The 23,623-nt window shown below is 54.5% G+C and carries 20 protein-coding genes, 1 tRNA gene and 1 rRNA gene (1 of these 22 running past the window's edge); 15 read left to right on the top strand and 7 right to left on the bottom strand.

All coding sequences use genetic code 11. From position 1 onward, the window contains the following. Positions 1 to 24: 24 nt before the first annotated feature. The 4 genes from gorA to mfd all read right to left on the bottom strand — a co-directional run bounded on the left by gorA (position 25) and on the right by mfd (position 6,903). The gene (gorA, locus tag GCD22_RS02200; protein WP_031573712.1) at positions 25 to 1,374 is read right to left on the bottom strand and encodes a glutathione-disulfide reductase; all 1,350 of its coding nucleotides are present in this window, start codon (positions 1,372 to 1,374) and stop codon (positions 25 to 27) included. 61 nt (positions 1,375 to 1,435) lie between these two features. Beyond that, positions 1,436 to 2,176 (bottom strand): glutathione peroxidase, encoded by a 741-nt coding sequence (locus GCD22_RS02205; protein WP_024894025.1) that lies wholly within the window; start codon positions 2,174 to 2,176, stop codon positions 1,436 to 1,438. 162 nt (positions 2,177 to 2,338) lie between these two features. Further along, positions 2,339 to 3,457 (bottom strand): phosphoserine phosphatase SerB, encoded by a 1,119-nt coding sequence (gene serB, locus GCD22_RS02210; RefSeq protein ID WP_031573714.1) that lies wholly within the window; start codon positions 3,455 to 3,457, stop codon positions 2,339 to 2,341. Next, complete coding sequence (gene mfd / locus GCD22_RS02215; RefSeq protein WP_031573715.1) at positions 3,454 to 6,903, bottom strand: transcription-repair coupling factor; 3,450 nt, start codon at positions 6,901 to 6,903, stop codon at positions 3,454 to 3,456. The genes serB and mfd overlap by 4 nt, the downstream gene beginning before the upstream one ends. A 139-nt stretch (positions 6,904 to 7,042) precedes the next feature. Here mfd and ispD point away from each other — a divergent pair, with 139 nt between their 5' ends. The 5 genes from ispD to GCD22_RS02240 all read left to right on the top strand — a co-directional run bounded on the left by ispD (position 7,043) and on the right by GCD22_RS02240 (position 10,080). Further along, positions 7,043 to 7,756 carry a 2-C-methyl-D-erythritol 4-phosphate cytidylyltransferase gene (gene ispD, locus GCD22_RS02220; RefSeq protein WP_031573717.1) on the top strand — a complete coding sequence of 238 codons (714 nt, stop codon included), beginning with the start codon at positions 7,043 to 7,045 and terminating at the stop codon, positions 7,754 to 7,756. Next, complete coding sequence (ispF, locus tag GCD22_RS02225; protein WP_031573719.1) at positions 7,753 to 8,235, top strand: 2-C-methyl-D-erythritol 2,4-cyclodiphosphate synthase; 483 nt, start codon at positions 7,753 to 7,755, stop codon at positions 8,233 to 8,235. Before ispD ends, ispF begins: the two co-directional genes overlap by 4 nt. Continuing rightward, on the top strand, positions 8,228 to 9,316 hold the full coding sequence (gene truD / locus GCD22_RS02230; RefSeq protein WP_031573721.1) for a tRNA pseudouridine(13) synthase TruD: 1,089 nt from the start codon (positions 8,228 to 8,230) through the stop codon (positions 9,314 to 9,316). Before ispF ends, truD begins: the two co-directional genes overlap by 8 nt. Positions 9,317 to 9,384: 68 nt before the next feature. Further along, on the top strand, positions 9,385 to 9,864 hold the full coding sequence (locus tag GCD22_RS02235) for a heavy metal-responsive transcriptional regulator (protein WP_010641489.1): 480 nt from the start codon (positions 9,385 to 9,387) through the stop codon (positions 9,862 to 9,864). 9 nt (positions 9,865 to 9,873) lie between these two features. Then, positions 9,874 to 10,080: a CopZ family metallochaperone gene (locus tag GCD22_RS02240; RefSeq protein ID WP_140391093.1), complete on the top strand. Its 207-nt coding sequence runs from the start codon at positions 9,874 to 9,876 to the stop codon at positions 10,078 to 10,080. Here GCD22_RS02240 and GCD22_RS02245 read toward each other — a convergent pair. From GCD22_RS02245 to arsH, 3 genes are all read right to left on the bottom strand, one after another. Beyond that, entirely contained in the window at positions 10,068 to 10,664 is a 597-nt protein-coding gene (locus GCD22_RS02245; RefSeq protein WP_031573733.1) for a Smr/MutS family protein, read from the bottom strand. The two genes, GCD22_RS02240 and GCD22_RS02245, sit on opposite strands and share 13 nt — an antisense overlap. A 3-nt stretch (positions 10,665 to 10,667) precedes the next feature. Further along, the gene (gene trxB, locus GCD22_RS02250; RefSeq protein ID WP_031573736.1) at positions 10,668 to 11,636 is read right to left on the bottom strand and encodes a thioredoxin-disulfide reductase; all 969 of its coding nucleotides are present in this window, start codon (positions 11,634 to 11,636) and stop codon (positions 10,668 to 10,670) included. A 118-nt stretch (positions 11,637 to 11,754) separates the two neighbouring features. After that, positions 11,755 to 12,468: an arsenical resistance protein ArsH gene (gene arsH, locus GCD22_RS02255; protein WP_031573739.1), complete on the bottom strand. Its 714-nt coding sequence runs from the start codon at positions 12,466 to 12,468 to the stop codon at positions 11,755 to 11,757. Between the two features lie 210 nt (positions 12,469 to 12,678). On the opposite strand from arsH, the gene GCD22_RS02260 reads away from it, so the two are divergent. The 10 genes from GCD22_RS02260 to GCD22_RS02305 form a co-directional block, all read left to right on the top strand. Then, entirely contained in the window at positions 12,679 to 14,106 is a 1,428-nt protein-coding gene (locus tag GCD22_RS02260; protein WP_051690682.1) for an APC family permease, read from the top strand. 103 nt (positions 14,107 to 14,209) lie between these two features. Continuing rightward, positions 14,210 to 16,540 (top strand): DNA translocase FtsK, encoded by a 2,331-nt coding sequence (locus GCD22_RS02265; protein WP_035210961.1) that lies wholly within the window; start codon positions 14,210 to 14,212, stop codon positions 16,538 to 16,540. Beyond that, positions 16,512 to 17,186, top strand: coding sequence for an outer membrane lipoprotein periplasmic chaperone LolA (gene lolA, locus GCD22_RS02270; protein WP_010639642.1), 675 nt, complete (start codon positions 16,512 to 16,514; stop codon positions 17,184 to 17,186). The genes GCD22_RS02265 and lolA overlap by 29 nt, the downstream gene beginning before the upstream one ends. An 18-nt stretch (positions 17,187 to 17,204) precedes the next feature. Beyond that, the gene (locus tag GCD22_RS02275) at positions 17,205 to 18,260 is read left to right on the top strand and encodes an OmpP1/FadL family transporter (RefSeq protein ID WP_031573748.1); all 1,056 of its coding nucleotides are present in this window, start codon (positions 17,205 to 17,207) and stop codon (positions 18,258 to 18,260) included. A gap of 26 nt (positions 18,261 to 18,286) precedes the next feature. After that, a complete protein-coding gene (locus GCD22_RS02280) occupies positions 18,287 to 19,612 on the top strand; it encodes a replication-associated recombination protein A (protein ID WP_081577433.1) in 1,326 nt (441 codons plus the stop codon). Next, complete coding sequence (gene serS, locus GCD22_RS02285; RefSeq protein WP_031573751.1) at positions 19,605 to 20,870, top strand: serine--tRNA ligase; 1,266 nt, start codon at positions 19,605 to 19,607, stop codon at positions 20,868 to 20,870. The genes GCD22_RS02280 and serS overlap by 8 nt, the downstream gene beginning before the upstream one ends. Before the next feature lie 6 nt (positions 20,871 to 20,876). After that, positions 20,877 to 21,116 (top strand): Rho-binding antiterminator, encoded by a 240-nt coding sequence (locus GCD22_RS02290; RefSeq protein WP_031573754.1) that lies wholly within the window; start codon positions 20,877 to 20,879, stop codon positions 21,114 to 21,116. Between the two features lie 295 nt (positions 21,117 to 21,411). Next, on the top strand, positions 21,412 to 22,356 hold the full coding sequence (locus tag GCD22_RS02295; RefSeq protein ID WP_226856190.1) for a L,D-transpeptidase family protein: 945 nt from the start codon (positions 21,412 to 21,414) through the stop codon (positions 22,354 to 22,356). 150 nt (positions 22,357 to 22,506) lie between these two features. Beyond that, positions 22,507 to 22,583: transfer RNA gene (locus tag GCD22_RS02300), tRNA-Met, on the top strand. Between the two features lie 125 nt (positions 22,584 to 22,708). Further along, positions 22,709 to 23,623 (top strand): 16S ribosomal RNA (locus GCD22_RS02305) (it continues 621 nt past the right edge of the window).

Genomic DNA, 23,623 nt, shown 5'->3' on the forward strand with positions numbered 1-23,623 from the left:
CAGTCAGATCTGCCTTTTTAACTTTCAGCGTAAAGTGACCAACTCTTCCGAGCTGGTGGGATGAATGGCGATGGTATCGTCAAAATCCTTTTTGCTGGCGCCCATGCGTAAAGCTACTGCAAAACCCTGCAACATTTCGTCGACGCCATCGCCAATGGCATGCAAACCGACAATTTTTTCTTCCCGTCCTACGGTCACCAGTTTCATGGCGGTTTTTTCAGGGTCTTCGGAAAATGCCCGCAACATGGGGGTAAAACGGGTTTGATACACCTTGACGGCTTCATCTCCGTAAGTTTCCCGCGCGGCCGTTTCGCTGAGGCCTACCGTGGCGATGGGGGGATGGCTGAAGACTACCGTCGGCACCAGCGTGACATCCAGGTGGCGTTCGGACTGCTGGTTGAATAAACGATCCGCCAGTCTTCTCCCGGCAGCAATAGCCACCGGGGTCAGGGCGGGAGCGCTGGTCACGTCGCCCAACGCATAAATGCCGGGAATAGCGGTGTTCTGGAAAGCATCCACGGGAATGAATCCGTTTGCGTCTTGGCTAATGCCGACATTTTCCAGCTCCAGTTCTTCACTGTTTGGGCGTCTGCCAATCGCCCAAATGACGGCATCCAGTCCGCCCAGGCAGTCTCCATCCTGAAAGTGCAGGCATAAACCATCAGGGCGTTTTTCCAGCTCACGCACCTGACGCTGGGCCAGCAAATTGATGCCTTGATGGAGCATGGCATCCATCAGATGTTCACGAAGTATCGGCTCGAAATCATTCAGAAAATGTTTGCGTCGCATGAGCAGTGATACATCACTGCCCAAAGCATGCAAAACGCCAGCCAGTTCCACGGCAATATAACCGGCTCCGACAATGGCGACACAGCGTGGAGCCTTTTCCAACTCAAAAAAACCGTCCGAACTGATACCCAGCTCGGCACCAGGAATATCCGGCCAGGTGGGTTGGCCACCAGTAGCGATGAGGATGTGCGGGGCACGCAGAATCTTACTGTCTACTTCCACCTGGTTTTTGTCATGAAAACGCGCATGTCCACGAATCAAGGTAACGCCATTACCATCCAGTCCCTGTGCATAGCGGCCATTGAGACGATCAATATAAGCGTCTCTTTTGGCCTTGAGCCGTTCCCAATGAAAACTGGAGGCAACCGCATCAAAACCATAGTCTTCTGCCATCCGCATTTGTTCGGCCAGGTGAGCAGCATTCCAGAAGATTTTTTTAGGCACACAACCGACATTGACGCAGGTGCCTCCCAGTGGTCCTGCTGCGATCAATGCAGTTTTGGCCCCATAGCTGGCTGCCCGGTTGGCCGTGGCAATACCGCCACTGCCGCCGCCAATGACGATTAAATCATAATCCTGGTTCACGCTGGTTTCTCCTTGTTTTGCTGCGTTTATTCCGGCTTTCTGGATTCAGGTTAATACAAATTTATTTACCTAAAAACTTCTCCAGATCATCTGCACCACCAATATGGCGTCCGCCAATAAACACCTGGGGTACCGTCGAGCGGCCACTGACTGCGCGAATACTGCGCGAGCTGATGCCCGTCCCCATGCCGGTGTGGATTTCCTCGAAAACCATATTACGTTCTTTTAACAGGGCTTTGGCCCGGGCGCAGTGCGGACAACCTTCACGCGTAAATACGGTGATAAATTCCGGATCCCTGGCCTCGGGATTGATGTAACGCAACATGGTATCCGCGTCGGAGACTTCAAAGGGATCACCGGGTTTGTCAGGCTCGATAAACATTTTGCTAATGACGCCATCCTTGACCAGCATGGAGTAGCGCCAGGAACGCTTACCAAATCCCAAATCGCTTTTGTCTACCAGCATACCCATACCTTGGGTAAAATCCCCATTCCCATCGGGAATCAGGCGGATATTTTCTACGCCCAGTTCTTTGGCCCAGGCATCCATCACAAAAGCATCGTTCACTGAAAGGCAGATAATTTCATCCACACCGTTTTCCCGAAAGGTCGGAGCCAATTCGTTGTAACGGGGCAGATGGCTGGAAGAACAGGTCGGGGTGTAAGCACCGGGCAATGAAAATACCACGACGGTTCTGTCCTTGAAGAGGCTGTCACTGCTCATATCCCGCCATTGGTTGTCGACGCGGGTGCGAAAAGTGGCTTGTGGAACCGATTTACCTTCCATACTGGTAAGCTTCATAACGATCTCCTTGTGCGGTTGTGGAAACAATGCATCACGATGTGTTCTGCACTGCGATTAATAATAGAATAAGTCTAAATAACATGCAAGAACAATTTACTGAATCTCTCCCGGCGGCAAAGCTATGGATTAATCTAAAAACGGCAACTGCCGTTTTTAGGACTAAGCACATGACCAGCCAAGAAAATGAGCTGCGGTATCCAGTCCGCCATAGCGAATCTGAAAATCGGCCTGGGCGCGGACAACCGCTTTGGCATGATAGGCAATACCCACTCCTGCCTTGCGTAACATCGGCAGATCATTGGCGCCATCGCCAATGGCAATGCAGTGACTGGCATCGGTTCCGGCACTGATGGCCAGCAAATCGAGAAGGTCGGCCTTGGCGTTGGCATCGACAATATCACCCAAAACCTGCCCGGTGATTTTACCATCGACAATCTCCAGGGTATTGGCAAAGGCATAATCCAGATCCAGCATTTCCTGGAGATGGCGGGTAAACTGGGTGAATCCACCGGAAACTACACCGGTTTCCAGGCCCTGAGACTTGGCCGCCTGGATGAGTTCCCGGGCGCCTGGACTCAGTTGCAGGCGTTCGCGAATGATGGCGTCGATAGTGCTGGCGGGTGTGCCCTGGAGCAAGCGCACCCGCTCGCGCAGGGAGGTCTGAAAGTCCAGTTCACCCGCCATGGAGCGTTCGGTAATGGCGGCAACCTGCCGCTTGAGACCCAGGTGATCCGCCATTTCATCAATACATTCAATGCTGATCAAGGTGGAGTCCATGTCGGTCAACAACAGCTTAAAGTGACCAGCTTCCCAGAGTGGTGTTATGGCCAGATCAAGCTGGATGCCTTCCAGAGCGTCGGCCAAGGCACGATTGGCGGCAGGAACCGGACCTTGAGGGCCGTGAATGGCAATGGCCAGACTATCGCCCTGGGCATGAAGTATGCGGCCAGGCATGCTGTTCTGAAGATGCAGGGTCGTCAATGCACGGCGCAGCGCCTCGGGCTGCGCCGTGCCGCGCAATACCATACGGGAGACGCTGTCTACACTGGACATGGGGGACCAGAAAACTTCTCTTTGCTGATGCAAGGCCTGCCGCGATAATTCATCCAGAAACGGCGCAATTTCGCTGACGGCAACCGGTAAATTCCAGCTTTGTAGCCAGCATCCCCACAGTTCCTGATGGCTTTCCGTACTATGAACAAATTGTCCCATACTGGAGGGTAAAGTCATGGGGCCACGTCCGGCGGGACTCAATATGGCAAGGCGCGTGCTGCTCATGCATTACTCCTTAATGGTTCAATGAGTTGAATGATTTTTTGGCAGCGTGCCTCGCCGTCGGGTAAATCCTGGCGAATTCTGAGGCGTTGGCCGCCATCCAGCTGATAGACACTGTGCGGACGCTGAATAAGCGCAATGATTTTTTCCGGGGATACCTGATTTTCCTGGGCGAATTGCAGGCGCGCTCCCGAAGGTCCGGCATCAATCTGATCAATGCCGATTTGGCTGGCCAGGAGGCGGAGCTGGGTCTGGCACAGCAAGGTTCTGGTCGGGTCTGGCAATGGCCCGAATCGGTCGATCATTTCCACCATGATTTCACCAATGGCGGAATCACTGCGGACATCGCTGAGGCGCTTGTATAGTTGCAAACGCAAGTGCACGTCGGGCAGATAATCGTCGGGAATCAGTGCCGCCGTATTCAGATGAATTTCCGGTCCGCTGGCGCGTTGTTCGGCCAGGCTGCGGGGGTCCTTGCCCGCACGGATGGCGGCAACGGCGTCGTTGAGCCATTCCATAAAGAGCGTGAAACCCACTTCATCCATGTGCCCGCTTTGTTCTTCGCCCAGGAGTTCTCCGGCTCCACGAATTTCCAGATCATGACTGGCCAGGGCAAAGCCGACGCCCAGATCTTCCAGGGACTGAATGGCATCCAGGCGGCGCCGGGCATCATCACTCATGGCGCGAGGGTCCGGGGTAAACAAATACGCATAAGCCCGTTGATGGGAGCGCCCCACCCGGCCCCGGAGCTGGTGGAGTTGCGCGAGGCCAAATTTATCAGCGCGATTGATGAGTATGGTATTGGCGTGAGGATTGTCGATGCCGGATTCGATAATCGTGGTGCTGAGCAGAATATCGAAGCGTTGATGATAAAAATCTAGCATGACCGCCTCCAGCTCGCCTTCAGGCATTTGCCCGTGGGCGACCCGGAGCCGGGCTTCGGGAAGCAGACGCTTGAGGTTGCTGGCCATGCGTTCGATATCCCGTACTTCATTGTGCAGAAAATAAATTTGTCCGCCCCGATGTAATTCGCGCTGACAGGCCTCGACGACCACAGCGTCTTCCCAGATCTGCACAAAAGTACGCACTGGTTGCCGACGCTGGGGTGGGGTGGCGATGATGGATAAATCCCGCAGTCCGGCCAGGGACAGATTCAGGGTGCGGGGAATAGGCGTGGCCGTCAGGGTGAGAATATCCACTTCGGCACGCAGGGCCTTGATCTGCTCCTTTTGCCGCACACCAAAGCGGTGCTCCTCGTCCAGAATCAACAGGCCGAGATCTTTAAAAACCACATCTTTCTGGAGCAGGCGATGGGTTCCGATCAGAATCCGGACGTCTCCGGCCTGGGTGGCAGCCAGGATTTCCTTGTGGGTTTTGCCCTTCTGAAAACGGGACAGGACCTCAATCCGCAGCGGTATCCCGGCAAAGCGGTTTTGAAAGTTTTCATAGTGCTGCTGAGCCAGCAAAGTGGTAGGTACCAGAACCACGACCTGTGCCCCGCCATGGGCGGCCAGAAAGGCTGCCCGCAACGCCACTTCGGTTTTGCCGAACCCTACATCACCACAAACCAGTCGATCCATGGGATGCGGGCTGATCATGTCGGCAATCACGGCGTCAATGGCTTGTTGTTGATCGGGCGTTTCTTCAAAAGGAAAGCGGGAAATAAAATCCCAATAGGCTTCATCCGGTGGCGCAAAAGCACGGCCCTGGCGAGCTGCCCGCCGCGCGTATATGTCCAGCAGTTCACTGGCGGCATCAATGGCTTTCTCCCGGGCCCTGGCTTTGGCTTTATCCCAGTGTTGACTGCCGAGGCGAGATAGCACCGGTTCTGCTGCTCCATTGCCCACATAACGGGCAATGCGATCCAGATGATCTGCCGGGACATACACCAAATCTCCCTGGGCATATTCCAGCACCACATATTCGTTGACATCGCCTTGCGCCGCAAAAGGGGTACTCATCCCCTGAAAACGACCAATGCCATATTCCTCGTGGGTGACCGCATCGCCGGGCTGCAGTTCGCCCAGATCGCGAACCATGCCTTCCACATGACGTTGGCGGACCTGCGCACTTCGTCTTTGCGCAAATACCCGGTCACCGAAAATCTGCGCTTCCGAGATGAGTGCAAGCTGGACCAGATTTTTCTCTTTCAGCAGCAGACCGCGCTCCAAGGGGGCTACGGTAATAGCGATTTTTTCTGTGGACTGGAGAAAATCCGGCCAGTTTTTCAGGCGGGTGGCACTTAAACCCGCTTTGTTCAGGCGCTCAGACAGCGCTTCCTGACGGCCCGGAGATTCTGCAGCAATCAGGGCGCGGCCCTGCTGGGGGAGGTGACGCAGAAAAGTTTCCAGTGCGGACAGGGGCGTTTCGCTGTTTCCCTGCAGGGCTGGTAGCGGTCCGCAGGGTAGGCTTTCACCGGGGCCTTCCGCTTCGCCATGCACCTGGGCACGACTCTGGAGTGCTGTTTCCCATTCGGAAGGCGTCAAAATAAGTGCGTCTGGTGGCAAAATCGGATAACTGGTGTCGTATGCCCGCTCTTCATGGCGTTCCTGCCAGTCCTGGCGAATCTGCTGGCTGGCGCTTTCCAGGCCGGGGGGCATGAAAATGATCCCGTCCGGAGGAAAATGGTTAAGCAGATGGCTGCTTTCCGGGAAAAACAGAGGCAGGTAATGCTCTGCTCCCTGGGGAACCTGTCCGCGACTTGCCGCTCGATAGACTTCAGCACGTTGCGGGTCACCACTGAATTTGGCCCGAAACTGGCTGCGGAATTCATTCAGCGCTGCCGCATCCACAGGAATTTCGCGTGCAGGCAGCAGGGATACCCTGGATACTTTCTCCAGAGTCCGCTGGGTTTCCGGATCAAATGCCCGGATGCTTTCTACCTGGGTGTCAAATAACTCAATCCGGTAGGGCAGCGGGCTACCACTGGGAAACAGGTCAATAATGCCGCCGCGCCAGGCGAGCTCTCCGGGTTCGGAAACTTCGCTGACATTGCGGTAGCCCGCATCAATCAGGCGTTGTCGAAAGCGCTCGGGCTGGAGGTTGTCTCCCACCGCCAGTACAAAGGCATGTTGATCAAGAAAACTCCTGGGCGGAAGACGTTGTAGAGCGGCCGCCAGAGGGACCAGACACAGCCCACGCCAATTGGGTAAGGCCGCCAATGTCGCGAGACGGGTGGCGGTCGCATCAGCCGGAGGTGCCAGACGATCATAGGGCAAAATTTCCCGATCCGGGAAAATCAGGGGCGCATCCAGATCCGGCGCAAAAAATGACCACTCGCGCTGCCATTCTTCCAGATCACGGGGATTGGGCAGGAGCACCAACAGAGGTTTTTTCCATTTGCGGAGCATTTCGGCTGCCAGCCAGCAATCTGCGGCTCCGAAAACATGGCTGAAACTGCGTGCATTACCTGCACGGGGGGCAGGGCCCAAAGCGAGAGGAAAGTCCAAAATATCCGGGATATCATATCAGCAAATTCAGGGAGCCTAGTGTAAGGTGCCCGTGCCCAAACTGCAAAAGCTGAAACGCTTGCGCCTGCTGTATAGACTGCGGATACTGCGTCTGAAATCCATAAGTTGAGGAAAATTGATGGAGCGGATCTGGGTCATTATTCCAGCCGGAGGGCGGGGCCAACGTTTTGGTGGAACCCAGGCTAAACAATATGTTTTGCTGCGCGGGCAGCCTGTTCTTGCGCATACCCTGAACATTTTTCTGCACGAAAAGCGGATATCCGGAGTGCAGTTGGTGTTGCCGGGTGAGGATCTGGAAAGCGGAGTCTGGCGGGACTTGTTGAGCGATGATTTGGCGTTGCCTTTGGCCCCTGTAAGAGGCGGGAAGCAACGAGCTGATTCCGTGCGTCGCGGTTTGGAGGCCTTGCGGAAAGCTGGTGCTGCCGATAAGGACTGGGTGCTGGTACATGATGCTGCACGACCCTGTTTGCGCGCCGAAGACCTGGGCAATTTGCTGGATAGTCTGAGAGAATCACCGCAGGGGGCATTGCTGGGAATTCCGGTTGCCGACACCCTCAAGCGCGAAAAAGACGGCCTTTCCCTGGGTACGGTGGATCGGGAAGGGTTATGGCGGGCTTTAACACCTCAGGCTTTCCCCCTGGCAGCATTGCTTGCAGCTCTGCAATCTGCTCAGGGTGCCGCAATGCCCATTACCGATGAAGCTTCGGCGATGGAGCTTCAGGGTTGGCGTCCGCGTCTGATTCAGGGGCATGGGGATAATATCAAGATTACCCTGGGAGATGATCTGGCTTTGGCCGCAGCCATCCTGGCGGCCCGTGACGAGGAGAAATGATGCAGCTGCGTATTGGTCATGGTTTTGATGTGCATGCTCTGGTTCCCGAGCGCCTGTTGATACTCGGAGGGGTCAAGATTCCCTATGAGCGGGGTCTGGCCGGGCACTCCGATGCGGACGTCTTGCTGCATGCCATTTGTGACGCCTTGCTGGGTGCCGCAGCATTGGGAGATATTGGCCGCCATTTTCCCGACACGGATGCACGTTTTGCCGGCGCCGATTCCCGTCTTTTGCTCCGGCATTGTCATGCTTTGATTCAGGAAAAGGGCTTTTCGGTCGGGAATGTGGATGCCACTATTGTTTGTCAGCGACCCAAACTCGCGAGCCATATACCGCAAATGCGCGCGCACATTGCCGAAGATCTGCAGGTTTCTGAGGATGCGGTCAACATCAAGGCGACGACGACTGAGCAGCTGGGTTATGCCGGTCGGGGTGAAGGAATCGCTGCCCACGCCGTGACCTTGATTCAACATGTCTGAATTATTCCCACGCATTTATCCGCATGTGGATGTCCTGCTGGAAGCCGAACTCAAATCGACGGAAGAGGATTTTCAGGTTACGGAAATGCTGCCTTTTACGCCTTCCGGTACGGGGTCGCATTACTGGTTTTTCATTGAAAAGCGCGGACTGAATACCCAGGAAGTAGCCAAACGACTGGCACAACTTGCCGGCATCCCCGTGCGTGATGTGGGTTATGCGGGAATGAAAGATCGGCACGCCATTACCCGACAGAGTTTTTCCGTGCCGGTACAAGCCGGGACAACGCCGGATTGGCTGAGCCTGGAAAGTGAAAATCTCCATTTTCTGGAGATGACCCGCCATGACCGCAAGCTCCGCAGGGGGGTGCTCAAGGGAAATCATTTTCGCCTGGTTTTGCGCCATTGTCAGGGCGAACCAGCTTTGTGGGAGACGCGTTTGCAGCATTTGCAAAAAACGGGCTTTCCCAATTATTTTGGAGCGCAACGCTTTGGCCACCGTAATTTGCAGGAGGTCAGTCGCCTGTTGTCCGGTACAGCGCGCAAAATGGATCGTCATCAACGTGGCCTGCTGCTGTCAGCGGCGCGCTCTGCACTTTTTAATCAGGTGCTGGCCGAACGGGTACGCCAAAATAATTGGAATGTTCTCTTGGCGGGAGAAATTGTGCAATTAAATGGTTCGCATAGCATTTTTCTGGCCCAGGCTAATGAGCAGGAGAACTTGCAGCAGCGTTCTGCAGAGTGGGATGTGCACCCCAGTGGACCCCTGCCGGGCCGGGGAGGGCTCTCTCCTGAAAATCAGGCTGCCCTCGTAGAAAAGCAGGCCCTGGATGCCTTGCCCGAGGAGTCAGAGACTTTGGGTAATATCCGTCATTGGCCACAACAATTAGCCGCGCAGGACGTGGACGCTGCCCGCCGCGCCCTGCGTGCGCGTCCGGATTCGCTGCAATACCACTGGCAGGATGCCAGCACCCTGATTCTGGAGTTTTCGCTACCTGCGGGCGTATTTGCAACCAGTTGTATTGAAGCATTACTGGGCCATGAGCAAGTTCGCGCCGATAGGCTTGACCTTTGTGTTGACTAGATGCTTTAGAATGAGGACACTATACGTGTGGAGCGTGAAAATTCAGTCAATATAAGGAGGGAGACAAGATGGATACACCTGTAACAATAGGTCGCTTGGCCCGTGAAGCTGGGCTGGCTGCAGAAACATTGCGTTACTACGAGCGTATTGGCTTGATTCAGCCGGTACAGCGCACCCAATCCAATTATCGTCTTTATGATAGTCACGCCGAGTCGCGTCTGCGCTTTATCCGCCGCGCCCAGAATCTGGGTTTTTCCCTGACAGAGGTGAAAGAGTTGCTGGACATCAGTAGCAGCACCGAAAATGACATGGGCGATGTGAAGGCGCTGACCGAACAGAAAATTGCAGAGATTGATTTCAAAATTGCAGATCTGCAGAGAATGCGTAGCGCTCTGGCTATCCAGGCAGAGCGTTGCCCCGGCCATGGTTCAGTAGACAATTGCCCTATTCTGGCCTCCCTGGCCGAGGCGGAAGGTGACATGGCTGTTCGCCGGCGCTGGGATGTGAGTCGGGATCCTTCCGCACCGCGTAGCGTTGCCCAGCGTTGAGTAAAGCATATGGCACTGATTGAATTGTCTGTTCAGGGAATGACCTGCAATCACTGCGTGGCTGCTGTAGAAAAAGCACTTCGGGCAGTACCCGGGGTACAGACTGTTGCAGTACATCTTGACACTAACAGCGCTACCGTGGAGGGTGACTCCATGGACACTGAGGCATTAGTTCAGGCCATTGAAAGCGAAGGCTATACGGCTCAAGTCCGATAATTACGATGTTGGTGGCGGCGCCAGCCGAGCAATACCTGCAAGGCCCCGCCCCCGCCTTCTCCGGGACGGGCCTGAGTAAAAGCCAGGACCTCCTGGTGCTTCATCAGCCAACCACCTACCAGTCTTTTCAGTACTGGTATGCGTCCCGGGGAACCCAACCCTTTACCATGCACAATGCACACGCAATTCCAGCGCCACTGCTGGGCTTCGTGCAAAAAGGCCGCCAGTTCGAGTCGGGCTTCTTCAACCGTGCAACCATGTAAATCCAGCCTGGACTGGATCCGGAAACGCCCTTTGCGTAAATCCCTGAGGAGAGCAGGAGATTGCCCCTGCTGCAAATAGAGCCATTCATCTCCTGCTTCCAGGATTTCGTCGCTATTCAATGTGCGACTGAGCGCCGTCCGCACGGCCAGTTCGTCTTTTTGCCGTTGCAAGGGCAAAGGTGCCGGGGGGCTGGGTCGTGCGGGGATGGGCGGCGCCGGAAAGCGTTTTACATCTGCCATGGCTTCTTCAAAGCAAGCCTTTTCAGCAGGATGGACGGCGAGCGATACCGGTGTTGTCTTGGGTGGTCGCCGCCGTCTCATGCTTCAATCCTCCTGTTGCTCCAGCCAGCGTTCTGCATCCAGAGCCGCCATACAGCCCGTTCCGGCGCTGGTGACCGCTTGCCGGTACACATAATCCTGGACATCACCGGCGGCAAAAACGCCTTCAATGCTGGTTGCTGTAGCCATCCCGTCACGCCCGCCACGGGTAATCAGGTAACCACCTGCATCCATTTCCAGTTGTCCCTTGAAAATGTCGGTGTTGGGTTTATGGCCAATGGCAATAAATACCCCCATCAAAGCTAGGTCCTGGGTATTACCGTTTTCTATATGCTTGATCCGCAGTCCGGTGACGCCCGACTGATCGCCCAGCACTTCATCTACGGCATGATCCCAGATGATGGTCACGTTTTCCTTGGCCATCAGCTTGTCCTGCAGGATTTTTTCGGCACGAAACTTATTGCGACGATGGACTACCGTGACATGCTTGGCAATATTGCTCAAATAAAGCGCTTCTTCGACGGCCGTATTTCCACCGCCGATGACTGCTACGTCCTGTTTACGATAGAAAAAGCCGTCGCAGGTGGCGCAAGCTGAAACGCCTTTGCCGCGAAATTTTTCTTCGCTGGGCAGACCCAGATATTTGGCAGAGGCCCCAGTCGCCAGAATCAGGGCATCACAGGTGTAATTGTGTTGATCCCCACTGAGTTGGAAGGGTCGCTGGCTCAGGTCGGCCTTATGAATATGATCAAACACCATTTCCGTATCAAAGCGCCGTGCCTGTTTTTCCAGTTCCTGCATCAGTTCCGGACCCATGATGCCCTCTGCAGCACCAGGCCAGTTGTCTACATCGGTCGTTGTCATTAATTGACCACCAGGCTCCATCCCTTGCACCAGCAGGGGTTGGAGATTGGCCCGCGCTGCGTAAATGGCAGCCGTGTAGCCACCGGGGCCTGAACCCAGAATCATTAATCGGGCGTGTTTGCTATCAATGATGCTTTTGGAGTCGCTCATCGGGTTCCTCATCAGTCAGGGTGTGGATTCAGTTTAACATCAACCGGGAAGGCCTGTAACAAATGCAGGGTGAATTTATCCCGCCACGCTGTTATCGGTTGCGGGCCGATTTCATCATTTATATTTCTTTCTGATTCACTCTTCGCGATAACTCCTCAGCAGATTCCTTGCGTTCGGAATATCGGTCTGTCAGGTAATCACTTTGACCTCGCGTCAGTAAGGTGAATTTCATCAATTCTTCCATCACATCCACCACCCGGTCATAGTAGGCAGAGGGTTTCATGCGTTCTGCCTCATCGAACTCCAGAAAGGCTTTGGGCACCGAGGACTGATTCGGTATGGTGATCATGCGCATCCAGCGCCCTAAAATGCGCATCTGATTAACGGTGTTAAAGGATTGTGAGCCTCCGCAAACCTGCAGCACCGCCAGAGTTTTCCCCTGGCTCGGTCTTACTGCTCCGGAGTTCAGCGGAATCCAGTCGATTTGTGACTTGAATACTCCGGTCATTGCGCCATGCCGTTCGGGTGAACACCAAACCTGCCCTTCCGACCATTCTACCAGCTCCCGCAACTCAATGACTTTGGGGTGGGTTGCGGGCGCATCATCGGGCAGCGGTAAGCCACTGGGATGAAATACCCGCGTTTCCGCCCCAAAATGGCGTAATAGTCGCTCTGCTTCCAGGGTCAGCAGCCGGCTGTAGGATTTTTCCCGATTGGAGCCATAGAGCAGCAATATACGAGGCGGATGTTGAGTAGCCGCAGTACCGGTCAGACGGTTTTTATCCGGTTGCTGCAGCAGGCTCTCGGTGATGTTGGGAAGATCATCAGACACAACAGTTCTCCATGATGAACAGCTCGGCAAATGATAAATGCCTACACATTTTGTAAGCAGTGTTGATGAGTGCCGGCTATTTGTCAATACTACAAGTATTATTCGCGGGTTTGTTTTGATGGTTTTTGGTGTCCCGAAATTGCATAGTTGACAGTAAGGTTTGCGATTGGCAATAATGCAACAAAGTTGCAAATAGAAAGGTTGTCAGTTATGGAAAAAGCATCCGCCGCTCCCGAAACCCTGCAAGAGGATGTGGTCAGTCTCTGGGGGCTGATCAGCCAGAGCATCTCCGGTATGGCGCCCACCTGTGATGTGGTAGCCTTCATGACGGCGGGTGCGGCCTTTGCGCTGGTGGCTCTACCCCTGTCCTACCTCTGGGCCTTTGCGCTCATGTTCATCGAAATGAACACTATTTATCACCTAAGCAAGCATCGGGCTTCAGCCGGCGGATACTACGCCTATGTGGCGGCTGGTCTGGGGGCCAGACCAGCCTTGCTGACCGGTTTCATGGTGGTGTTCTACCAGTTGCTCAGTGTTGCTGCTATTCCGGTTTATGTGGGTGGGGTATTTTTGCCGGGGCTGGCAAAAAGTCTGGGTTATCCCTTACCTGCCTGGTTCTGGTTGGTATCTATTGTGTTTTTCATTGGTATACCGTGGTTACTCAGTATTTCCGGGATTCGCCCCAGTATTCGCGTGGTGGCCATTACCAGTTTTGTGGAAGTAGCGTTTCTGGTAGTGGCGTCCATGCTTATTATTGTCAAAGCGGCACCCGTACATCCTCTGGCCCCGTTTAGTATTCCGACCGATGGTTTCAAAGGCGTGGCCATGGGTATGATTTTCGCCATCACCAGTTTTATCGGGATAGGCAGCCACACGCCCCTCGGCGAGGAAGTGCGCGGACCCCGAACCCAGCGTGGCAGGCTCATCGGTAAGGCGGCATTACTGTCTTTGACGCTGGTGGGCGCAGCGCTGGTGCTTTCTGCCTACGCCTTGACCGTTGGCTGGGGTCCCGCCGATATGGCGAGTTTTGCCGATGCCAACGCGCCGGGTGTGACCGTATTTCTACGTTATCTTGGCCCGGTGGGCGGCATAGCGCTGGTCATTCTCGCCATTAATAGTGCCATGGCCGATAGTCTTGCCTTGCTGAACAGCTCTTCCCGGGTATTATTTGCCATTGGTCGCGATGCGCTGATTTCCGAACGCTTTGCCCAGGTCAGCAATACCCAGGCTCCACAACGCAGCATTTCGGTCATTACCGGGCTGACTATTGTTGTTGCGGTGCTGGCCGTCGCCGTATTCGGGTCCAATAATGGCTTTAATGTTCTGACCACGGCGGTCCTGTTTGGTCTGGTCACCGCACATACTTTCATGAATGTGTCCTTGATGCGTCTGGCCCATGCGGATCACGAAGGAACCAGCACACGTCTGTTCTATCATTTTCTCCTGCCGATCGTAGCCACCGGTCTGTTCTGGTGGGTGTTATATGAATCCATTGTCCCGCTGGCCTATCCACTGGACTGGTCGTTGGCAGCCTGGCTGGGTTTTACTCTTTTGGTTCTGGCCTATGTGTTCCGGATTCATGGCCGCATTCATCCCGATCATCGGCACCATCTGGGTACTGTTCGCGACCCGCAATGAGTTCTCCGAATGCTTCATTATGAGGCGCTAACAGCGCCATTTGTAAGTGTTTCTTATGCTCCTGAAGCTTGACACTGGCGTATGCCTCGTTTAGCTTGCGATCATGAGTTCTGCTGCCCGTAATGCCTCCCGAACCACCCGACCGACCCCGGCCGGGCGATCCAAAGCCATGCCCGGAAAACCCTGGCGCCGTGAAGCCCTGTTACTGGTCATGCTGGCCATCGCCCTATTCATGACCATGTCTCTGCTGAGTTTTTCTCCTGCAGATCCCAGCTGGTTCAATAGTGGAAAAGGCGAGGCTGTACAAAATTGGGGAGGAGAGGCCGGATCTTATCTGGCAGAGTTTCTGGTGCAGTTTTTGGGGATGTCGGCCTGGTTGCTCCCTCTGGCGTTAATCGGGTGGGTCGCGCAACTCTGGAATCACTGGTTTCGCCAACGACCCGGCCGACGTCTTGCCCCGGTGGGGGGGCTGGCCATTTTTTTGGGCTTGATGACATTTTTGGCGATAGTTTGGCCACCTGCCTGGTGGTCGGTCACAGGAACCCTTGCCGGTGGTATCGTGGGCCAGGAAATTGCTCAGTTCTTTGAGCCTCTCATTGGTTCCGGTGGAAGTGCATTGCTGTTTTTTGCAGTATTTGTCTTCGGCCTGTTTTTACTGACGGGCCTTGGGCCACGGGAAATGCTGGCAAAATTCCAGCAGGAATCGGACCGGCTGAGTGGCCTGAACTTGTTCGCGCGTTTGCCGCTACCCCGCTTCTCGCGGCGGCAGACAGGCCAGTCGCAACCCAAGGTTTCAGCGCCGCTTCCGGCAGCTATTCCGGAAAAAGCAAAACCCGCTGTTGAGAAAGCCCCCGGCTTTTTTGCAGCGAAAAAACCGCGTCCAATGACTGCTTCATCAGCAGCTAAAAATACCCGGCAGATGCCGCTACCGGCACCGGTCGGCCCGCCTCGGGCTGATGGTCTTCCCGATCTAGCGCTTTTGGATCCGGCAGATCCTATGGATCCCACGGGACAACTGGATCCAGAAACACTCGCCCAGCAGTCACGCATGCTGGAAGAGAAAATGGCGGATTTTGGTGTCCAGGCCTCGGTAGTCGCTGCCAATCCCGGCCCCGTAATTACCCGCTTTGAAATTGAGCCCGCTCCCGGTGTCAAGGTGAGTCAGGTGGCCGGGCTCAGCAAGGATCTCTCGCGGGTGTTGGCAGCTCGGGTACGGGTAGTGGAAGCGATTCCGGGTAAGGCGACCATGGGCATTGAGGTGCCCAACCCTAAGCGACGCACAGTAAGACTTTCTGAAATTCTCTCCAGCTCCGGTTTTAGCCACAGTAAAAGTTTTCTGACTTTGGCTTTGGGCCAGGATATTGGTGGCCAGCCTGTTTCGGCTGACCTCGCCAAAATGCCGCATCTTTTGGTAGCAGGCACTACCGGCGCGGGGAAATCGGTGGGTGTCAACGCCATGATTCTCAGCATCCTCTTCAAAGCGACTGCTGAAGAGGTACGCCTTATCATGGTTGATCCCAAAATGCTGGAATTGTCCATTTACGAGGGTATTCCCCATCTGTTGGCGCCGGTGGTCACCGATATGAAAGAGGCGGCCAATGCGCTGCGCTGGTGTGTGGCCGAAATGGAAAGACGTTACAAGCTGATGGCTTTTGTCGGGGTGCGCAATCTGGCCGGATATAATCAAAAAGTCCAGGAGGCCCTGAGTGCAGGACATCCTCTGCCGGGTCCCGATAAGGATCTGGATGGCGAACCTGTCAGCTTGAGCAAGTTGCCGGCTATTGTAGTGATTATCGATGAATTTGCAGATTTGATGATGGTAGTCGGCAAGCAGGTGGAAACGCTGATTACCCGGCTCGCCCAAAAAGCCAGAGCGGCAGGATTGCATCTGATTATGGCTACCCAGCGTCCTTCTGTAGATGTAATCACCGGCCTGATCAAGGCCAATGTCCCAACCCGTATTGCCTTTCAGGTTTCTTCCCGCATTGACTCACGCACCATTCTCGATCAGATGGGTGCAGAAACCCTGCTGGGCCAGGGGGATATGCTGTATCTGCCGCCGGGTTCCGGCTATCCCCAGCGCGTGCACGGCGCCTTTGTGAGTGATGACGAAGTCCATCGCGTAGTGGAATCCTTACGCCAGTTGGGCGCACCCCAATATGATGAGCGCATTTTACAGGGTGGTGAAAGTATAGATGGTGAGGATATCGATGGTCGCGGAGGTGAAGATGCTGATCCCCTTTACGATCAGGCGGTGGCTATTGTCACCACCAGTCGCAAGGCCAGCATTTCTTACGTGCAGCGCCAACTGAAGGTAGGCTATAATCGCGCCGCACGCATGATCGAAGAAATGGAAAGAGTGGGTGTTGTTGGCCCTTTGCAAAGTAACGGGAGCAGAGAAATTTATGCAGCAGCACCACCCAGTCGTGATTGAATTAAAGCGGCGTAGTGTTTCACGCTATTTGCAAATACTGGGCGCGGCCTGCTTGCTTGGCTGGAGTGCCTGGGCGAATGCCGCCTCCGGTCTGGATATGTTGCATCATTTTTTTCAGAGTACGCACACCATTACCGCGCAATTCAGCCAGGAAGTGGCTAACCATAATGGTCAGATTGTCAAAAAAGCCGGCGGTACCTTGTGGATTTCCCGGCCCGGTAAATTTCGCTGGGATTATAGTGGCCCCAATGGACAGACCATAGTTTCCAACGGGCTGAAGGTCTGGTTGTATGAGCCCGCCCTGCAACAGGTAACCGTTCAACCTTTGGGCAAGGCGCTGGGATCCACTCCCGCTGCATTAATTGCCGGAAATGATGACTTGAGTCAGCGTTTCAACATCAGCGATCTGGGTGTCAAAAATCAGCTTCACTGGTTGTTGCTGCGGCCTAAAAATGGTCAGGACCAGGGTTTTACTGCGTTGCGCCTGGGCTTTGATACTGCAGGAATCCTGAAGGAAATGCGTATGGAAGATGCCTTCCAGCAGGAGACTGTCCTGCATTTCACGCATGTAGAAATTAATCATGCCATTCCCAGCCATGAGTTCCAGTTTACGACTCCGGCCGGAGTAGATGTTCTTTCGCAATAAATTTTTCTGGAGTCGTTCATGCGTAATGCCAAAATTGCTTTGACCCTGCTTGCCTTGGGAGTTTTCGTCAGCGTGCAGGCCCAGGCATCAGGATTTGCGGTGCCCACATCGGTGGTGGGACTTTCCGAAGCGGGAGCCACGGTAGCCGATGCCGGCCCCGTCAGCAGTTTTGCGGTTAATCCAGCAGATATGGAGTTTTTCCCGGGGACGCGCGCCAGTCTGGACGTGGTAGCATCAGAACCCAGCTATAAAAGAAATGGTGAGGGTGCCAGCAATAATCTCCTGATTATGCCCAATTTGTTTGTAACCCACCGTTTCAACGACCTGCCTTTGGCGCTTGGCTTGGGCGTTACATCTCCTTACGGCATTAATTCAACCTGGCCTGCAGGGACTTTTGGAACGTCACAGACCACCCCCGATAAAAATGATCTGCGCATCATCGACATCAATCCCGGTGTGGCCTATATGATCCTGCCCAATTTAAGCATTGGTGCGGGGGTGGATTATTATCAAAGTCTGAGCGCCAATTTCCCTGAAAAGTCAGGTAATGGCGGTGGTGTGGGTGGTAATGTTGGCTTGTTTTACACTACCGAAACTTTTAATGCCGGTTTGAGTTATCGCTCAACGGCCAATTTGGGAGGAGACATCAGTCTGCCCAGCCGTCTTCAGGCCGGTGTACGTTACCGCTTTACGCCAGCTTTTGCTACGGAACTGGATGTAGACTGGAATGACTGGAGTAATACCCGCTTGCCGGGTTACGGCAATTTGGACTGGAAATCGGCACTTGCCTATCGTTTGGGTTTGAGCTACCACTTCAGTCAGTATCTGGCCCTGCGTGGTGGTCTCGCCCATGAAGACAGCCCTACGGATGGCAGCAGTATCCAGGCCGCCGCACCGGCACCCAGCAGTAATCTGCTGTCCTTCGGATTGGGTATTGGACTGGGACATTGGCAGTACGATCTCGGCGCTTCCTATGCACTTTCCGGTAATACGACTTCCTATGCTGGTGACTATCCCGGCACTTACAAAGCCAGTACCTTTAATTTTGGTGCGGCTATTTCCCGGAATTTTTGAGTCAGGGCAGCAACGGAGCTTCCTGCTTGAGTACCACGCATGATCTCCGGCCTCTAGCGGCGCGACTGCGACCCCAGAGCCTGGAAGATTATGTCGGTCAAAAGCATCTTTTAGGCGATAACGGGCCACTGCGTGCCATGTTGCGCTCCCGGCACCTCCATTCCATGATCTTATGGGGTCCACCGGGCACTGGTAAAACCACCCTTGCCCAGTTGTTGGCGCGCGCAACAGGGTGTCAGTTTCAGATTCTTTCGGCGGTTAACAGTGGGGTCAAGGAAATCCGCGCCGCCATCAGCGGTGCCGAGCAGACCCGCACGCAAGGGCAAGACACCGTTCTTTTTATTGATGAGATCCATCGTTTCAACAAAACCCAGCAAGATGCCTTGCTTCCCTATGTGGAAGAAGGCGTTATCATCCTGATTGGGGCCACGACTGAAAATCCCAGTTTCGCTCTTGTCAACGCGCTGCTTTCCAGAGCACGGGTTTATGTACTCAAGGCTCTGGATGACACCGATCTGGTGCACATTCTGGAGCGGGCGCTGAGTGATGAAATCCTGGGCCTTGGTGCCATCCCCATTGATTTTCCGTCGGAATTGCGAAGGGGCCTGCTGCAGGCTGCAGATGGGGATGCCCGCCGGCTTCTCAATTTGCTGGATCTGGCCGTGCAACTTGCCGAGCGGCATGGGGATACCGTCAAGATCACGGCCCAGGTGCTGATTGCCGCAACCGGGCAAAGCTGGCGCCGTTTTGACAAGGGTGGCGAAGCCTTTTACGACGAAATCTCTGCTTTTCACAAATCCCTGCGGGGCTCTGATCCCGACGCTGCCCTGTACTGGCTGGCAAGAATGCTGGATGGTGGTGCCGATCCCCTCTATCTGGCCCGGCGCTTGGTCAGGATGGCCTCGGAAGATGTGGGTCTCGCCGATCCCCGGGCGCTGGAAATGGCTTTGGCAGCCAGGGACGCCTATCAGTTTCTGGGCAGTCCCGAGGGTGAACTGGCCCTGGCCCAGGTGACGGTTTACCTGGCTAGCAGTCCCAAAAGTAATCGGGTTTATACGGCTTGGAACAAGGCTCAGGCCCTGGTGAAAGCCGGCACCAGCCAGGAGGTCCCCCTGCATTTGCGCAATGCCCCGACCAAATTACTCAAAACACTGGATTACGGCAAAGAATATCAATACGATCACGATTATCCGGATGCTATTGCCCCCAATCAGGAATATTTCCCGGCAGGACTGATCGGAACCCGCTTTTATGAGCCCAGCGAGCGCGGCCTGGAAATGCGTATTCTGGAGCGTCTGCGTTGGATTCGCACCCACCGTCCACCTACTCGAGAGAAAACCCCGCATGCTTGACCCCAATTTATTGCGTAATGAACCGGAAACTGTTGCGGCTGCACTGGCCCGTCGTCATTTCAAGCTGGATGTGTCTGCCTTGACCGCCCTGGATCAACAGCGAAAATCATTGCAAATTCAGATGGAAGAACAGCGCAACGCCCGCAATGAGGCCTCTCGTGAAATTGCCCAGGCGCGCCGGCAAGGGTTGGATACCACAGCGATGCAAAATGCGGCGGGGCAGTATGGAGAAACCATCAAAGCCCTGGAGCAGTCTCTGGAAATCGTGCTGCAGCAATGGGAGGCGCTGGTCAGCAGCTTGCCCAATATTCCCCAGTCTTCCGTCCCTGATGGACGTGATGAAGCCGATAACGTGCTGGTAAGGCATTGGGGAACGCCTCGCGAATTTTCATTTACGCCCAAAGATCATGTGGACCTGGGTGAGGCTTTGGGTATTCTCGATTTTGCAGCAGGAGTACGCCTGGCCGGAGCCCGCTTTGTCGTGTTACGTGGCCTGGGCGCCCGACTGGAAAGGGCTTTGACCCAATTTATGCTGGACCTGCACGTCACTGCCCATGCCTACACGGAAATTGCCCCGCCTTTTTTGGCGAATTCCGAATCTCTGTTCGGCACCGGACAATTGCCCAAGTTTGAAGAAGATCTTTTTGCGCTGCGCGATGATCCCTATTACCTGATACCAACTGCCGAAGTGCCCCTGACCAACTTGTTGCGCGGTGAAATCGTCAGCACGCTTCCCCAGCGGTTTTGTGCCTATACGCCCTGTTTCCGGCGTGAAGCGGGCGCTTATGGGCGCGATACCCGGGGCATGATTCGCCAGCATCAATTTGACAAGGTAGAGCTGGTGCAGGTTGTCCGCCCCCAAGATTCTGCTGCCGCTCTCGAAGAACTCACCGGGCATGCCGAAAAAATATTGCAATTACTGGAGCTGCCTTACCGGGTAATGGCTCTGTGTGCGGGAGATATGGGTTTTAGTGCTGCCCGGACTTATGACCTCGAAGTGTGGTTGCCGGGTCAAAGCCAATATCGGGAAATCAGCTCCTGCAGCAATTTTGAAAGCTTTCAGGCCCGTCGCCTGCAGCTCCGGTATCGTGGTGAGGATGGTAAGCCGCAGTTGGTGCACACCCTGAATGGTTCTGGTCTCGCCATTGGCCGGACCCTGGTGGCCTTGCTTGAAAATCATCAACAGGCTGATGGGAGTGTGCATATTCCCGAAGTCCTGCGCCCCTATCTGGGCGGCATGGAAATACTCAGAGCATAAAAATCGATGCGCGACCCCTATGTGCCCGTTAGCTGTGCCTTGCACAGCGCTCTGGAGCTGGCAGCCCTGCAACATAAATCGGTAGTCCTGCAAATGCGCGATGGCAGTCAGATGAAGGGAAAAATTCTGGATGTCTGGACCGCTGACGGGCGCGAGTGGCTCAAGCTACGGCGTACTCATCAAGAACAAGTTATTGATCTCACCCTCATCGATCATCTTCAGGAATCCTTTCTTCATGAACATTAAGCTCATTCGTTTTATCCTAAAAACGGCAGTTGCCGTGGGTGCTTTTTGCTCCGTTGTTCCTCGCCTGTTGTTCTATGGCTCATCCTGCTGTCAGGAGAGAACTCGCCCTTCAGGCTCAAACAGCTCTCCTGACGGGCGCAGGATTTCGCCAAGAACAACAACGGCTCAGAACAAAAGTCGCGGCAAAACACCCACGGCAACTGCCGTTTTTAGGTTTATACTGTGTGGCGCTTTGCTGCTGGATACAACTTGCGCCTTTTCAGCCGAATTTCCTCTCCCTCCAGCTGGAAGCAATATGGTCGGTCAGCTGCAGGTGGTCCTGGCACGTCATCAGGATACCCTGCTCGACATTGCCCGCCATTACGACGTTGGTTATAACGAAATCCGGGCGGCCAATCCGGGTGTGGATCCCTGGTTGCCCGGTGCGGGCACCCGGGTGCTGGTGCCAACCGAATATGTTCTGCCGCCCAAACCCTGGCAGGGCATTATTATCAATATACCGGCCCGCCGCCTATTCTATTTTCCGGCAGATCAGAAAGTCGTGTACACCTTTCCGGTAGGTATATTCCGACCCAACTGGCCGGATCCGGTGGGGAGCACAAAAATCATCGCCAAGGTGAAAAACCCGACCTGGACAGTCCCGAAAAATATCCAGGAAGAACATGCCAAAGCGGGAGAACCCATCCCGGCGTTTTTCCCGGCAGGTCCCGATAACCCAATGGGCGAGCTGGCCCTCGAAACCGGCTGGTCACAAATATTCATCCACGGGACCAACAAGCCCTGGGGTGTAGGGATGCGTGTCAGTCATGGTTGTTTTCATGTGTATCCTGAAAACGAAGTGCAGTTATTCAAGATGGTCAAGGTCGGCACCCCGGTCAGAACCATCGACCAGCCCTACGTTGTGGGTAGTAATGGTAACGGAAACCTGTACTTGCAAAGCTTTGAACCGGTTGAGGCCTACCATAAGGGCGGAAAGAACCAGCAGCGTGCCGTGGATGCCATTACCGCATTCAGTAGCAGTCAGCATCAGGGCTGGACTATCAACTGGCAGCGAGTCATCAATCTGGTGCAGAAACCAAATACCGTTCCTGTAGCCATCAATATTAATACGCCTGACCTGCAGACGGTGGCAGACGAGTTAAGCGCGCAATCCTATGATTTTGCCCCCTATGGCGACAATGCAAATAATGCCACACCACCACCAGCACCGGTAACCATTGGAAATACGCCGAAATCATGAAGGACAAAACATTCAAAAAAAGTGCTTGCACACCCCCAGACCCGCATGTATAGTGCGCTCTCTCGACGGGGCAACGGTCCTGAAAGAGAGCGACAAAGCAACTAGGTATTGACAGTAAATTAACTTACCCAGTATGATTGTCGACCCTGTTGCGGGGTGGAGCAGCTTGGCAGCTCGTCGGGCTCATAACCCGAAGGTCGTAGGTTCAAATCCTACCCCCGCTACCAAGATTCGCAGTATGCAGTTTCGTTCTTTAAAAGCCGAGTGGAGATGTGTGGGGTTTAGGCCCAGGCTGTATTTGGATGCGAATTATCGTACTGAATATGGTAGAAGTTGAACAAATTGTTGGATTGAACTTAAGAGTTTGATCCTGGCTCAGATTGAACGCTGGCGGCATGCCTAACACATGCAAGTCGAACGGTAACAGGTCTTCGGATGCTGACGAGTGGCGGACGGGTGAGTAATGCGTAGGAATCTGTCTTTGAGTGGGGGACAACCCAGGGAAACTTGGGCTAATACCGCATAAGCCCTGAGGGGGAAAGCGGGGGATCTTCGGACCTCGCGCTGGAAGAGGAGCCTACGTCTGATTAGCTAGTTGGTAGGGTAAAGGCCTACCAAGGCGACGATCGGTAGCTGGTCTGAGAGGACGACCAGCCACACTGGGACTGAGACACGGCCCAGACTCCTACGGGAGGCAGCAGTGGGGAATTTTTCGCAATGGGGGCAACCCTGACGAAGCAATGCCGCGTGAATGAAGAAGGCCTTCGGGTTGTAAAGTTCTTTCGTGGAGGACGAAAAGGTGGGTGCTAATAACGCCTGCTGTTGACGTGAATCCAAGAAGAAGCACCGGCTAACTCCGTGCCAGCAGCCGCGGTAATACGGGGGGTGCAAGCGTTAATCGGAATCACTGGGCGTAAAGGGTGCGTAGGCGGTGCATTAGGTCTGTCGTGAAATCCCCGGGCTCAACCTGGGAATGGCGGTGGAAACCGGTGTACTAGAGTATGGGAGAGGGTGGTGGAATTCCAGGTGTAGCGGTGAAATGCGTAGAGATCTGGAGGAACATCAGTGGCGAAGGCGGCCACCTGGCCCAATACTGACGCTGAGGCACGAAAGCGTGGGGAGCAAACAGGATTAGATACCCTGGTAGTCCACGCCCTAAACGATGAATACTAGATGTTTGGTGCCAAGCGTACTGAGTGTCGTAGCTAACGCGATAAGTATTCCGCCTGGGAAGTACGGCCGCAAGGTTAAAACTCAAAGGAATTGA

This window comes from Acidithiobacillus thiooxidans ATCC 19377 (assembly GCF_009662475.1).
In the GTDB taxonomy this organism is placed as follows: Bacteria; Pseudomonadota; Gammaproteobacteria; order Acidithiobacillales; family Acidithiobacillaceae; genus Acidithiobacillus; species Acidithiobacillus thiooxidans.